Here is a 13758-nt window from a genome sequence, read left to right on the forward strand (position 1 = left end):
TTGGTGTCGAGTAGAGATGGTGAGAAAAAAGTCATTCGTAAAAAAGTTTGCGGCGAGCCAAAGCTCTCCGCCTGTTCTGTTTGACATCGTAAAGAGAAGATTTGTTCGAACTTCATGATCCCGAAAGGCTCATGATTTGTCGCAAGGGACGCTCAATCCCTTGCATATGATGGGTTTGCCTAACCGCGCCCTCGAACCGATCTCGAGAAGCTGGTCTTTTTGTGCCAATTCCATTGAAGCGCAATCCCGCAAGGGATGTCGCTCAAGTGCGACGATCTCTGCGAGATCGCGCTTAGCTAATCTCGTAAGGGAGAGGCTGAAGCGACGATTTCTTCGAAATCGCGCGAATGACGATCCCTGCGGGATCGCGCGATGGGTATTGGCAATGAGAACGATCAAGTGTCTTAAGGGCAATTGGTGGATGCCTTGGCATGCACAGGCGATGAAGGACGTGATACGCTGCGATAAGCTACGGGGAGGTGCGAATACCCTTTGATCCGTAGATCTCCGAATGGGGAAACCCACCTAAGGTACTTGGAAAATCAGAGCTGCAGAGATGCGACAATCTCTTCGAGATTGCGCTGCTGCGGCTGTGGTTTCCAAGTATCGCTAATAGGTAACTTATCCTGAATACATAGGGATAAAGTGGCGAACGCGGGGAACTGAAACATCTAAGTACCCGTAGGAAAGGACATCAACCGAGACTCCGGAAGTAGTGGCGAGCGAACCCGGACCAGGCCAGCGGCGATTGAGAGACAAGCGGAACCTTCTGGAAAGCAGGGCCATAGCGGGTGACAGCCCCGTACGCGTAATGCGATCAATCGTCCTCGAGTAAGGCGGGACACGTGAAATCCTGTCTGAAATTGGGAGGACCACCTTCCAAGCCTAAGTACTCGTGCATGACCGATAGCGAACTAGTACCGTGAGGGAAAGGTGAAAAGCACCCCGACAAGGGGAGTGAAAGAGTACCTGAAACCGATTGCCTACAAACAGTGGGAGCCCGCAAGGGTGACCACGTACCTTTTGTATAATGGGTCAGCGACTTAGTGTGACGAGCAAGCTTAAACCGGTAGGTGTAGGCGCAGCGAAAGCGAGTCTGAACAGGGCGTTCAGTTCGTCGCATTAGACCCGAAACCGAGTGATCTAGCCATGAGCAGGCTGAAGGTAAGGTAACACTTACTGGAGGGCCGAACCCATAACTGTTGCAATAGTTCGGGATGACTTGTGGCTAGGGGTGAAAGGCCAATCAAACTCGGAAATAGCTGGTTCTCCGCGAAATCTATTTAGGTAGAGCGTCGACCGAATACCCCAGGGGGTAGAGCACTGGATGGGCTAGGGGTCCTCACCGGATTACCAAACCTAACCAAACTCCGAATACCTGGGAGTACTAGTCGGCAGACACACGGCGGGTGCTAACGTCCGTCGTGAAAAGGGAAACAACCCTGACCTACAGCTAAGGTCCCCAAGTTATGGCTAAGTGGGAAAGGATGTGAGGATCCCAAAACAACCAGGATGTTGGCTTAGAAGCAGCCATCATTTAAAGAAAGCGTAACAGCTCACTGGTCTAAATAAGGGTCTTTGCGCCGAAAATGTAACGGGGCTAAAGCCATACACCGAAGCTTAGGGTTCGTGAGCAATCACGAGCGGTAGCGGAGCGTTCTGTAAGCTGATGAAGCCGTACCCGTGAGGGGCGGTGGAGGTATCAGAAGTGCGAATGCTGACATGAGTAACGTAAGGGGAGTGAGAGACTCCCCCGCCGAAAGACCAAGGGTTCCTGCTTAAAGTTAATCTGAGCAGGGTTAGCCGGCCCCTAAGACGAGGCGGAAACGCGTAGTCGATGGGAACCACGTTAATATTCGTGGGCCTGGAGGTAGTGACGGATCACACAAGTTGTCCAATCTTATCGGATTGAAAGGGCAGCGGAGTGGTTCCAGGAAATAGCTCCTCCTTATAGACCGTACCCGAAACCGACACTGGTGGTCTGGTAGAGTATACCAAGGCGCTTGAGAGAACTATGCTGAAGGAACTCGGCAAATTGCACGCGTAACTTCGGAAGAAGCGTGACCCTTTTCTGCGCAAGCAGAGGAGGGTGGCACAGACCAGGGGGTAGCGACTGTTTATCAAAAACACAGGGCTCTGCGAAGCCGCAAGGCGACGTATAGGGTCTGACGCCTGCCCGGTGCTGGAAGGTTAAGAGGAGGGGTGCAAGCTCTGAATCGAAGCCCCAGTAAACGGCGGCCGTAACTATAACGGTCCTAAGGTAGCGAAATTCCTTGTCGGGTAAGTTCCGACCTGCACGAATGGCGTAACGACTTCCCCGCTGTCTCCAGCATAGACTCAGTGAAATTGAATTCCCCGTGAAGATGCGGGGTTCCTGCGGTTAGACGGAAAGACCCCGTGCACCTTTACTATAGCTTTACATTGGCATTCGTAGTGGCATGTGTAGGATAGGTGGTAGGCTTTGAAGCCTGGGCGCCAGCTCAGGTGGAGCCACCCTTGAAATACCACCCTTATTACTATGGATGTCTAACCGCGGCCCGTTATCCGGGTCCGGGACAATGTATGGTGGGTAGTTTGACTGGGGCGGTCGCCTCCTAAAGAGTAACGGAGGCGCGCGATGGTGGGCTCAGAACGGTCGGAAATCGTTCGCTGAGTGCAATGGCATAAGCCTGCCTGACTGCGAGACTGACAAGTCGAGCAGAGACGAAAGTCGGTCATAGTGATCCGGTGGTCCCGCGTGGAAGGGCCATCGCTCAACGGATAAAAGGTACGCCGGGGATAACAGGCTGATGACCCCCAAGAGTCCATATCGACGGGGTTGTTTGGCACCTCGATGTCGACTCATCGCATCCTGGGGCTGGAGCAGGTCCCAAGGGTATGGCTGTTCGCCATTTAAAGCGGTACGTGAGTTGGGTTCAGAACGTCGTGAGACAGTTCGGTCCCTATCTGCCGTGGGTGTAGGAATATTGAAAGGATCTGTCCCTAGTACGAGAGGACCGGGATGGACGGATCTCTGGTGGACCTGTTGTGGCGCCAGCCGCATTGCAGGGTAGCTATATCCGGACGGGATAACCGCTGAAGGCATCTAAGCGGGAAACCCACCTTGAAACGAGTATTCCCTGAGAACCGTGGAAGACGACCACGTTGATAGGCCGGGTGTGGAAGAGCGGCAACGCTTGAAGCTTACCGGTACTAATAGTTCGATCGGCTTGATCGTTCTCATTCCTAATATCCATCCGACAAAGTCGGATGGTCTGCCAGCGCTCACGCATGAGCGGCCCTTACGGGCCAAAGCTTAAGCGAGGGCGCCGGACGACCGGCGACGCGCAGTCGCGCTTGCGGGCTTCGCCCGTAGGCAAAACGCAGACGTCGCCTTGGCACAAAAACGACGATCCTTTGGATCGCGCTGCGACGATCCTTTGGATCGCGCTTGAACAGCTTCTCGATTTGAACGTGCGTTTTGCCGACCTGGTGGTTATGGCGGAGCGGCTGCACCCGATCCCATTCCGAACTCGGCCGTGAAACGCTCCAGCGCTGATGGTACTTCGTCTCAAGACGCGGGAGAGTAGGTCGCTGCCAGGTCTGCCAAGCGCACGTTCATCTCACATCCGGATCAAACAGATCCGGATGGAAATCTTCTCCTTACGACTGTTGTGATGCATGTCGTTGTCCCAAAACCGCCAGGCACTTTTGGGCGACATGCAGAAGGCCCGCCAAACGGGATCATGGGCCGCGCAAGCGGCCCTTTCATTTGGCGGTCTCTTGAATTCGGTAAGCTCACGCTTACCTCTATCGTTGACGCGGGGTGGAGCAGCCCGGTAGCTCGTCAGGCTCATAACCTGAAGGTCACAGGTTCAAATCCTGTCCCCGCAACCAGATACCAAAAACGGCCCGCATCCCGCGGGCCGTTTTCGTTTGGCGCCCGACGTTCTTTCAAGCTCGACTCGGCAGCACTTTGCAGCGATGGTCGCTCAACGCCGCGCTGCCGCAGGTCTGGCCGCTCGGCTAGAGCGCTTCAGCGATTCATAGAATCGCCGAACCGCCCTAAGTATTTGTTTTTACGCAATTCCTGACGGAAAACCGTTACACACTTTTCCTGGAATTGCTCTAACGCATAAGGAGCACAGAATGCGGCAGGCGCTGATCGTATGGGGTGGCTGGGAAGGACATGAACCCGAGGCCGGGGCGCGTGTCGTCAAGGCAATGCTCGAGGAGGAGGGCTTTGCCGTGCGTGTGGAGAACACGACCGCGGCGTTCGCCGATCCGGCGATCGCCGAGCTCAGCCTGATCGTGCCGATCTACACCATGTCCAAGCTCGCCAAGGCCGAAGAAGCCAACCTGACCAAGGCGGTCGAAAGCGGCGTCGGCCTCGGCGGCTACCATGGCGGCATGGGCGACGCGTTCCGCGAATCGACGGACTACCAGTTCATGTGCGGCGGGCAGTGGGTCGCGCATCCCGGCAACATCATCGACTATCGGGTCAACATCGTGCGGCGCGACGATCCGATCGTGCAGGGCATCGACGACTTCGCCTACCGCTCCGAGCAGTATTACATGCATGTCGATCCCTCGAACGAAGTGCTGGCGACCACCACCTTCTCGGGCGAACACGCTCCGTGGATCGACGGCGTGGTCATGCCGGTGGTCTGGACGCGCCGGCACGGGAAGGGACGAGTGTTCTATTCCTCGCTCGGCCATGTGGCCAAGGAATTCGAGGTGCCGCAAATGCGCACGATCCTGCGTCGCGGATTGGTGTGGGCGGCGCGCTGATCTCGTCGCCCCAGGCCGATCGCCGCGCGCCGATGCCAGCCGCGCCTACGGCCGGTCGCGGAACAAGAATGCCGGAAGGCATGCATCGTCCCACATTTTGGCGATCATAACAGATCATATCAATGAGAGATTTACATAAGACCTGGCCTTTCATACAACAGCCGATAGCAACGTGCTCTATCGGGAGAGGATTGCGTGGAAACCATCGTTCCTTCGGACGCAATCGGCTGGATGCCTTCGATCGACCAGGGCGGGGCAAGCGTGCACAACGCCGTCGTCAGCGTGCTGGGCAGCCGCATCTTGGGGGGCCACTATGCTCCCGGCGCCGCCCTGCCGCGCGAGGACGAACTGTGCGCCATGCTGGGCGTCAGCCGCACTTCGGTCCGGGAAGCGGTCAAGGTGCTGTCGGCGAAAGGCCTTGTCGAGGCCAGGCGGCGCGCCGGCGTGCGCGTGCTGCCGCGCGACAGCTGGCGGCTGCTCGACCCGGTTGTGCTCGGCTGGCACCCCTCCATCCAGGATGACGAGGAGCTCGTTTCCGGCCTGCTGGAAGCGCGCCGAATTTTCGAGCCCGCGGCGGCCGAACTTGCGGCCAGGCGCGCCAGCGCCGCCGACCTCGCCGAGATCGAACGCGCCGTGGTCGGCATGCGCGAAAACATCCCGGGCGACCTCAACGCCGTCTGCCAGGCGGATCTTGCCTTCCACAAGGGCGTCATCGCCGCCAGTCACAATGTCGTGCTCAAGGGACTGGTCGGCATGCTGGAGGCGGCCCTGCGCGCCACGTTCCTCGTCACCAACCCGCTGATGGAAGCGCAGTCGCGCGCGCTTTCCGCGCATGCCGCGGTGCTGGAGGCGATCCGAATCCGCGATACCGCCGGCGCCCGTGGCGCGATGAACAGGCTGCTCGACATCGCCGCCGACGATCTTCACGCCAAGGTCTGACGTTTCCGCCTTGACGCCATTTTTGATCGTATGATATTCGCATTTCATATGATCTAAATGCCGCTTGGGAGGAGTTGCGCTTGAGGATCGTGGCCATCACCACGCGCGTCGTGAACGCGGATATGCGCAACTGGGTATTCGTGCGCGTCGAGACCGACCAGCCGGGCCTCTACGGCTGGGGCGAGGCGACGCTGGAGTGGAAGACCCAAGCCGTCGTCGGCGCCATCAACGACCTGGCGCCGCTTCTGATCGGCCGCGATCCGCGCGATATCGAACAGGCGGTGCGCATCCTCAAGAAGCATTCGTTCTGGCGGCTCGGCGTCATCGGCATGTCGGCTGTTTCCGGCATCGAGCTGGCGCTCTGGGACATTTTCGGCAAATGGCTCGATCAGCCGGTCTGGCGGCTCACCGGCGGCAAGGTGCGCGACCGGGTCAAGGTCTATACCCATCTCGGCCTCGGCGACATGCGCGCTGTCTACGAAACCCTGGACGCCGAGCCGCTGGTGCAGCGCGCCTCCGAGGTGGTGGCGAGGGGCTATCGCGCGCTGAAGGCCGTCTTCATTCCCTACAGCCACTATCACGCGCCGCTCGTCGAGGTCGACAAGGTCGGCCGCCTCATGGAGGCGCTGCGCAAGACGGTCGGGCCGGAGGTCGAGATCATGGTCGACTTCCACGGTCGTCCCGCCTCGGCCTCAACCGCGCTCGCTTATATCGACGCGCTGGCGCCCTATCGGCCGATGTTCGTCGAGGAACCGCTGCCGCCGGGCGAAACCGGCGCACTGGCGCAGCTCGTCGCCAAGTCGCGCGTGCCGATCGCTACCGGCGAGCGGCTGATCGACCGTCCCGAGTTCGACGAGCTTTTCCGGGCAAGGGCGGTCGACATCGTTCAGCCCGACATCTGCCACTGCGGCGGCCTGCTCGAGGCCAAGAAGATCGCCGCGATGGCCGAGGCGGTCTCCGTCGGCGTCGCGCCGCACAATCCGCTCGGCCCGATCGCGGGCGCCGCCGCCCTGCATTTCGCCGTCTCCACGCCCAACCACCTGATCCAGGAGGAGATGGTCGGCGCCGTGCCCTGGTATTTCGAAGTGGTGAAGGGGCCGATCCGCATGGTCGACGGCTGCTGGCAGGTGCCGGACGCGCCGGGACTCGGCGTCGAGGTCGACGAGGCGCTCGCCGCCCGGCATCCGTACAAGCCCGAAGTCATGCACACCACCAACGCCGTGCTTGCCGACGGCACCATCGTGGACTGGTGACGATGGCCGGTCGTCTCAAGGAAAAGGTGGTCGTCATCACCGGTGCCGGGCGCGGCATCGGCGAGGCGACGGCGCGCGCGATGGCGGCGGAGGGTGCTGCGATCGTCGTGGCGGAAAAGGACGCGGCGACTGGAAGAAGCGTCGCCGCGTCCCTCGCCGAAAGCGGCGCGCGGTCGCTGTTCGTCGAGACCGACGTCGCGGACAGCAAGTCCTGTGAAGCGATGGCCGAGCAGGCGCTTGCCGCCTTCGGCCGGATCGACGTGCTCGTCGCCAATGCCGGCATCAACGTGTTCCACGAGCCGCTGGAAACCAGCGAGGAGGAATGGCGGCGCTGCTTTGCCGTCGATCTCGACGGTGTGTGGTATTCGGCGCGCGCGGTGCTGCCGGCGATGCGGGCCCGGAAGCAGGGCTCGATCGTCGCCATCGCCTCCTGCCATTCCTTCGCGATCATCCCGTCGACCTTTCCCTATCCTGTCGCCAAGCACGGCCTGCTCGGCCTGGTGCGCTCTCTCGGCATCCAGTACGCGCCCGAAGGCATTCGCGTGAACGCCATCGCGCCGGGCTACATCGAGACGCAGATCGCGGTCGACTACTGGAACACGTTTCCGGACCCGCAGGCAGAGCGCCAGCGCACCTACGACCTGCACCCGCCGCGCCGGATCGGCCGGCCGGAGGAGGTGGCGATGACCGCCGTCTTCCTCGGCTCCGACGAGGCGCCGTTCATCAACGCGGCCTGCATCGTCATCGATGGCGGGCGCTCGGTTCTCTATCACGAATGAGGTTTCGCGCCGGCGGCCGGTCGCCGGCAGATGTTTTCAAGCAGGTCAGGTCCCGCCGGCCGGGATCGATTGGGAGGAAGCCAATGAAAAGCATGATCAAGGTGTGCCTTGCGGTTGCGGCGACCGCCGCCGTCGCGTTGACGGTCCACGGCGCCGGCGCGCAGGACAAGATGAAGTTCGGCTACATCAACAAGATGGGCGACCATCCCTGGTTCGTGCGCGAGGTGAAGGGCGCCAAGGACAAGGCCGCCGAGCTCGGCGTCGACCTGCTTGTCCAGGACGTCCAGTTCGACGCCAACCTCGCCGTCACCACCTTCGACACCTATGTCGGCGACGGCGTCAAGGGCATCGCCGTGGTGGTGCCGGACCGCTCGCTCGGCCCGGTCGTCGCCGACAAGGCGAAGGCCGCCAAGATCGGCCTGATCGCGGTCGACGACGACATCGCTTTCGCCGACGGCACGCCGGTCGCCTATGTCGGCATGAACGCGCTCAACATCGGCAAGCAGGTTGGCACCGAGATCGCCCGGATCGCCAAGACCGAAGGCTGGGACAAGGACCTCTCCAAGGTGCGCGTCGGCTCGATCGAGGACCAGAAGGCCGACACCTGCATGCGACGCAACAAGGGCGCGGAGGAAGCGCTGGTGGCGGCGATTCCGGAGATCAAGTCGCGCATTGTCTCGATCCCCTACGACAACACGATGGTCAATTCGATCGACGTTGTCTCGACGACGCTGACCGCCAATCCCGACGCCGAGAAGTGGATCTTCTTCTCCTGCAACGACGACGGCGTGCTCGGCGGAGTGCGCGCCACCGAGAATGCCGGCATGAAGCCGGAGAACGTCATCGGCATCGGCATCGACGGCTCGCGCTCCTGCGAGGCTTTCGGCGCCGGCAAGCCTTCCGGCTTCCGCGGCACGATGTGGCTGGACAGCGCCAAGCACGGCGCGGCCGCCATCCAGGCGCTCTACGACCAGGCCACCGGCAAGGAGATGCAGAAGGACTATTTCCAGGACGCCACGCTGATCAGCGGCGAGAACTTCGCCAAGTTCAAGGACACGCTCGGTTGCAAGTCCTAGGCCTTCTTTCTGCCTCATGGTCGGCGGCCCGATGGCGCGCGGCTTCACACGGAGCCGCGCGCCAATGACCGCGCCCATCGTTTCCGTCGAAGGCGTCAGCAAGCGCTTCGGCGCCGTGCAGGCTTTGCGCGACGTGTCGGTCGCCTTCAACGCCGGCGAGATTACGGCGCTCATCGGCGAGAACGGCGCCGGCAAGTCGACGCTGATGCGGGTGCTGGAGGGCGAGCATCGCCCGGATGGCGGCCGGGTGCTGGTCGACGGCCAGCCGGTGCAGCTCAGCTCGCCGCGCGTCGCGCATAGTTCGGGCATCCGGGTCATCCACCAGGAGCCGGAAATCATCCCGGAACTGACGGTGGCGGAAAACATCTTCATCGGCGACATCAAGGCGCGTAGCGGGCTGTTCCTCGACCGCGCCGATCTGAAGCGGCGCAGCCTCGAGCTGCTCGGCACTTTCGGGGTGGTCGACGTGCTGTCGCCAGGGCAGCGCTGCCATGGCCTCAGTCCGGCGCTCAGGCAGCTCATCGAGATCATGCGGGCGCTGCGGCCGGGTGCGCGGCTGCTCGCCTTCGACGAACCGACCTCGTCGCTCACGGAGGACGAGGCGCAGCGGCTGTTCCGCGTCATCCGGCGGCTCAAGGCCGACGGCGTCGCGGTGATCTACATCTCGCACCGGCTGCGCGAGATCATCGAGCTTGCCGACCGCTGCGTGGTGATGCGCGACGGCAGCCGCGTCGCCGACGAGCCGATCGCCGCACTCGACGAGCAGCGCATGGTGCGGCTGATGGTCGGCCGGCCGGCGAGCGACCTGTTCAACCGAAAGGAACGCGCGCTGGGGCCGGTCCGGCTGGCGCTCGATGGCGTCACCACGCGCCGCGTCGAAGAGATCAGCTTCGAGGTGCGGGCGGGCGAGATCGTCGGGCTTGGCGGCCTGGTCGGCGCCGGGCGCACGGAAGTGGCCCGCGCCATCGTCGGCCTCGATCCGTTGCTGTCGGGACAGATGACCGTCGGCGGCCGGCCTTACAGGCCGCGCGAGCCAGCCGACGCGGTGGGCGCGGGCTTCGGCCTGGTGCCGGAGGACCGCAAGCAGGAAGCGCTGCTTCTCATGCAGGCGGTGCGCGACAATGTCAGCCTCGTGGTGCCCGACAAGGTGTCGCGCTACGGCTTCTTCAGCCGCAGGCGCGAACGCGCGCTGGTCGACCGTCATGTCACCGAGCTCAGGGTCAAGACGCCATCGATCGAGCAGGCGGTCGGCAAGCTTTCCGGCGGCAACCAGCAGAAGGTCGTCTTCGCGCGCTGGCAGGCGCGCGGGCCGGCGGTGCTCATCCTCGACGAGCCGACGCGCGGCATCGATGTCGGCGCCAAGGCGGAGATCTACAGGCTCATCGAAAGCCTCGCCGACCAGGGTCTCGCCATCCTGCTCATCTCCTCGGAGATGCCGGAGCTGCTCGGCCTCGCGGATCGCGTCCTGGTGATGCAGAGCGGACGCATCAGCGGCGAGCTGCCGTGGCGGGAGGCGAGCGAAGAGGCCGTGCTGGCGCTGGCGATGCGTTCGGGCAGAGAGACAATCGAAAGGAGGGTATCGTGACCGATACCGCGACCGCCGGCCGCGAGCGCGCGCCGGCAAGTCTGTTCGGCCGCATCGGCGCGCAGAACATCAGCCTGCTGATCGCGCTGGTCGTGCTGCTGGCGATCTTCGGCGCGCTGAGGCCCGACGTCTTCTTTACGCCGCGCAACCTCATCAATATCGGGCTCGCGGTCACCATCCTCGGCATCCTGGCGATGGCGCAGACCGTCGTCATCGTGTCGGGCGGGCTCGACATCTCGGTGGGGTCGATCGTGGGCCTGAGCACCATGGTGCTCGCTGTCGCCGCCCAGGAGACCGGCTCGATCCCGGCCGGCATCCTCGCCGGCCTGCTCGCCGGACTTGTCGCCGGCGCCGTCAACGGGCTGATCATCGTCTACGGGCCGGTCAACGCGGTGATCGCGACGCTTGGAACCATGTCCGCCTTCCGCGGCCTCGCCTATCTGATGAACAACGGCAACTCCATTCCAATCACCGGCGACAGCCTGCGCGCGCTCGGCATCGGCACGCTCTTCGGCCTGCCCTTCGCCATCTGGCTGCTGATCGCCGCGATGGCGGCCTTCATCGTCTTCACCCGCGAGACCGTCGTCGGCCGCAACATCTATGCGCTCGGCGGCAATCCGACCGTGGCGCGGCTCGCCGGCATCCCGATCCGTCGCTATCAGATTTCGATCTATGCGATGAGCGGCTTCGCCGCGGCGGTGGCCGGCCTCGTGCTCGCCAGCCGCACCATGTCCGGGCAACCGGCATCCGGCAGCCAGGGGCTGGAGCTCGAGGCCATCACCGCCGCGATCCTCGGCGGCTGCGCGCTGCAGGGCGGCAAGGGCACGATCGTGGGCGCCATGTTAGGGGTGCTGATCATTGGCGTCCTCAACAACGGCATGATCCTGACCAGCGTGCCGACCTTCTACCAGTTGCTCGCCAAGGGCGCGCTGCTGATCCTGGCGGTCATCGTCCAGGAGCGGCAGCGCGCAAGATCGGGCGAATAGCCGCAAACCAGCTAAACGCTTTCGAGATAGGTCTCGATCTCGAAGTCGCTGACGTTGAGCGCGAAGGTGTTGAGCTCCTGGCGCTTGCAGGCGATGAAGGCGTCGCGCAGCACGGCCGGGAAGATTTCGGCGACGCGCTCGCCGGTCTCGAAGGCGGCGATGGCCGAGGCCCAGTCGGGCGGCAGCTTGGCGAGTGTCAGTCCCTGTCCCTCGCCGCCGGTCGGCTCGCCGGGCGACAGCTTGTTCTCGATGCCGATCAGGGCCGCGCCGAGGATCGCCGCCAGCACCAGATAGGGGTTGGCGTCGGCGCCGGAGACGCGATGCTCGATGCGGCGCGCGGCCGACGGTCCGCCCGGAATGCGGATCGCCACCATACGGTTCTCATAGCCCCAGGCGACAGCGGTCGGCGCATAGGAGCGCGGCCGCAGCCGCCGGTAGGAATTGAAATGCGGCGCGAACACCAGCGTGCTTTCGGCCATGGCGGCAAGCAAGCCGCCGACCGCGTGGCGCATGGTGTCCGAGCCCTGGTCGCTGCCGTCATCGAAGATGTTGCGGCCTTCCTTGTCGACGACGCTGAAATGGACATGAAAACCGTTGCCGGCACGCTCGCCGTAGGGCTTGGCCATGAAGCAGGCGGCAAAGCCGTGCTTGCGGGCAATGCCTTTGACCGTGCGCTTGAAGAGCACGGCGTCGTCCGCGGCGCGCAAGGCATCCGGAACATGGTTGAGGTTGATCTCGAACTGGCCGACGCCGTTCTCGGCGATCGCCGTGTCGACGGGAATGCCCTGCATGCGGCAGGCTTCATAGACGTCGTGGATGAAGGCCTCGAAATCGTCGATCTCGTCGATCGACAGCGCTGCGTCGGAATCGAGGCGCCGGCCGGTGATCGGCGAGACGGGGCCGACGGGCCGATGCGACGTCGGGTCGACGAGGTAGAATTCGAGTTCGGTGGCGGTGACAGGCGTCAGGCCGAGCGCCGCGTAGCGGTCGAGGATGCGGGCCAGCGCGCGGCGCGGATCGCCGAGATAGGGCGCGCCGCTGTCATCCGCCAGCCAGACCGGCAGCAGCGCCGTCGGATGCGCCGTCCAGTCGACGGGCAGGATGCCGCGTCCCGTCCACTGGCAAAGTCCGTCGGCATCGCCGGTCGAGAACACCTGCGCGTTGCCTTCGATGTCCTCGCCCCAGATGTCGAGCCCGATAGCCGAATAGGGCATGCGCAGCTTGCCTTCGAGCGCCTTGCGCGCCTGCTCGACCGGGATGCGCTTGCCGCGCATGATGCCGTTGAGGTCGCACACCGCGGCCCGCAGGCTCTGGATATCGCTCCTGCTTTCAAGCCAGCTCAAAACGTCCGCAACTGCATCGCCCAATTTCCAGCCCCTGTTTTTTCGGTAGCCATTTCGGCTACGCTATCCGTTTTTCAGCTTGTGAGTTCGTGAAGGCCGCCCTGGAGATTTACGGGCTTGTTTCCTTCATTTTTTCAATTCACTAGCTGGGATATCGGGCGGCATTTCAGGTCCAAATTGTGCGATCTGCGATCGCAACATAGCGACAAGCATCACGAAAGCCAAGCGCATTCGATGCGCCTTCTTCTGAGCCACCCACGATGGCACGGGTGCGCCGGTAGCAGCGGCCCGCCGACTTGAATTGCTCTAATGCCGCAGTTCCGGGAATTTCACCTGGCCGAGGATGTGCCTCGCACCCTCGTCGATGTCGCGCACGATGGCGGCCCGGGCCCGCTCGCCGTCCTGGGCCTCGATCGCGGCCACGACCTCCTCGTGATAGTCGATTTCGAGAATGCCGGCGAGGTCGTCCTCGAAGCCGATGCGCAGATTCCTGAGGAAGGGACCTACCTGCATCCACACCGTCTCGATCAGGAAGATCATCTGCTCGTTGCCGCAATGGCGGTAGATCGAGAACTTGAAGTCGTGGTTCTTGCGCAGATAGTCGTCGATGTCGCCGCTGCGGGCGGCCCGGGTGAGCTCGGCGCAATGACGCCGGATGGCGCGCAGATTGTTGCCGTTGATGAGTCTTGTCGCGAGCTCGGTGGCCGAGCCTTCCAGGACCGTGCGCACATCGGTCAGCTGCTGGAAACGATCCGCCGAGATCATGGGCACCTCGACGCTGCCGTTCGGCATCGGGCTCAGCGCTCTCAGCGCCTGCAGCCGCATGAAGGCGCTGCGCACCGGCATGTCGCTGGTGCCGAGCTCCTTGGCGAGCTTGCGCGAGGTCAGCTTCTGGCCCGGCCGGAGCTGACCCGACATCAGCGCCCGCACCAGTTCCAGATAGACTTTCTCATGCAGGGGTACTGTGTCGAGGGCAGTCAGTCCGAATTGTGTTTTGTCGGCCATTGGCTATGCGCTGCTTCGTCCA

General features: G+C 62.8%; 9 protein-coding genes, 1 tRNA gene and 2 rRNA genes. 10 read left to right on the top strand and 2 right to left on the bottom strand.

The features are described 5' to 3' along the window. Window positions 1-393 precede the first annotated feature (393 nt). The 10 genes from EJ067_RS22870 to EJ067_RS22915 all read left to right on the top strand — a co-directional run bounded on the left by EJ067_RS22870 (window position 394) and on the right by EJ067_RS22915 (window position 11388). Window positions 394-3217: ribosomal RNA gene (locus tag EJ067_RS22870) — 23S ribosomal RNA — on the top strand. Window positions 3218-3467: 250 nt separating this feature from the next. After that, window positions 3468-3582: ribosomal RNA gene (gene rrf, locus EJ067_RS22875) — 5S ribosomal RNA — on the top strand. Between the two features lie 217 nt (window positions 3583-3799). After that, window positions 3800-3876: transfer RNA gene (locus tag EJ067_RS22880), tRNA-Met, on the top strand. Between the two features lie 252 nt (window positions 3877-4128). After that, the gene (locus tag EJ067_RS22885; RefSeq protein ID WP_126087483.1) at window positions 4129-4770 is read left to right on the top strand and encodes a ThuA domain-containing protein; all 642 of its coding nucleotides are present in this window, start codon (window positions 4129-4131) and stop codon (window positions 4768-4770) included. A 195-nt stretch (window positions 4771-4965) separates the two neighbouring features. Next, window positions 4966-5709, top strand: a complete 744-nt coding sequence (locus EJ067_RS22890) for a FadR/GntR family transcriptional regulator (RefSeq protein ID WP_126087484.1) — start codon at window positions 4966-4968, stop codon at window positions 5707-5709. An 89-nt stretch (window positions 5710-5798) separates the two neighbouring features. Then, window positions 5799-6962 (top strand): galactonate dehydratase, encoded by a 1164-nt coding sequence (gene dgoD / locus EJ067_RS22895; RefSeq protein ID WP_245468333.1) that lies wholly within the window; start codon window positions 5799-5801, stop codon window positions 6960-6962. A 2-nt stretch (window positions 6963-6964) separates the two neighbouring features. Continuing rightward, entirely contained in the window at window positions 6965-7741 is a 777-nt protein-coding gene (locus EJ067_RS22900; protein ID WP_126087486.1) for an SDR family oxidoreductase, read from the top strand. An 83-nt stretch (window positions 7742-7824) separates the two neighbouring features. Next, the gene (locus EJ067_RS22905) at window positions 7825-8817 is read left to right on the top strand and encodes a substrate-binding domain-containing protein (RefSeq protein WP_245468023.1); all 993 of its coding nucleotides are present in this window, start codon (window positions 7825-7827) and stop codon (window positions 8815-8817) included. A 64-nt stretch (window positions 8818-8881) separates the two neighbouring features. Continuing rightward, complete coding sequence (locus EJ067_RS22910; RefSeq protein ID WP_126087487.1) at window positions 8882-10402, top strand: sugar ABC transporter ATP-binding protein; 1521 nt, start codon at window positions 8882-8884, stop codon at window positions 10400-10402. Then, window positions 10399-11388: an ABC transporter permease gene (locus tag EJ067_RS22915; protein WP_126087488.1), complete on the top strand. Its 990-nt coding sequence runs from the start codon at window positions 10399-10401 to the stop codon at window positions 11386-11388. The genes EJ067_RS22910 and EJ067_RS22915 overlap by 4 nt, the downstream gene beginning before the upstream one ends. A gap of 11 nt (window positions 11389-11399) precedes the next feature. Here EJ067_RS22915 and EJ067_RS22920 read toward each other — a convergent pair whose 3' ends face one another. Together EJ067_RS22920 and EJ067_RS22925 are read right to left on the bottom strand one after the other, a co-directional pair. Continuing rightward, window positions 11400-12755, bottom strand: coding sequence for a glutamine synthetase family protein (locus tag EJ067_RS22920; protein WP_126087489.1), 1356 nt, complete (start codon window positions 12753-12755; stop codon window positions 11400-11402). A gap of 282 nt (window positions 12756-13037) precedes the next feature. Beyond that, complete coding sequence (locus EJ067_RS22925; RefSeq protein ID WP_126087490.1) at window positions 13038-13736, bottom strand: GntR family transcriptional regulator; 699 nt, start codon at window positions 13734-13736, stop codon at window positions 13038-13040. Window positions 13737-13758: the final 22 nt, after the last annotated feature.

The sequence above is a fragment of the Mesorhizobium sp. M1D.F.Ca.ET.043.01.1.1 genome (assembly GCF_003952385.1).
GTDB lineage: Bacteria > Pseudomonadota > Alphaproteobacteria > Rhizobiales > Rhizobiaceae > Mesorhizobium.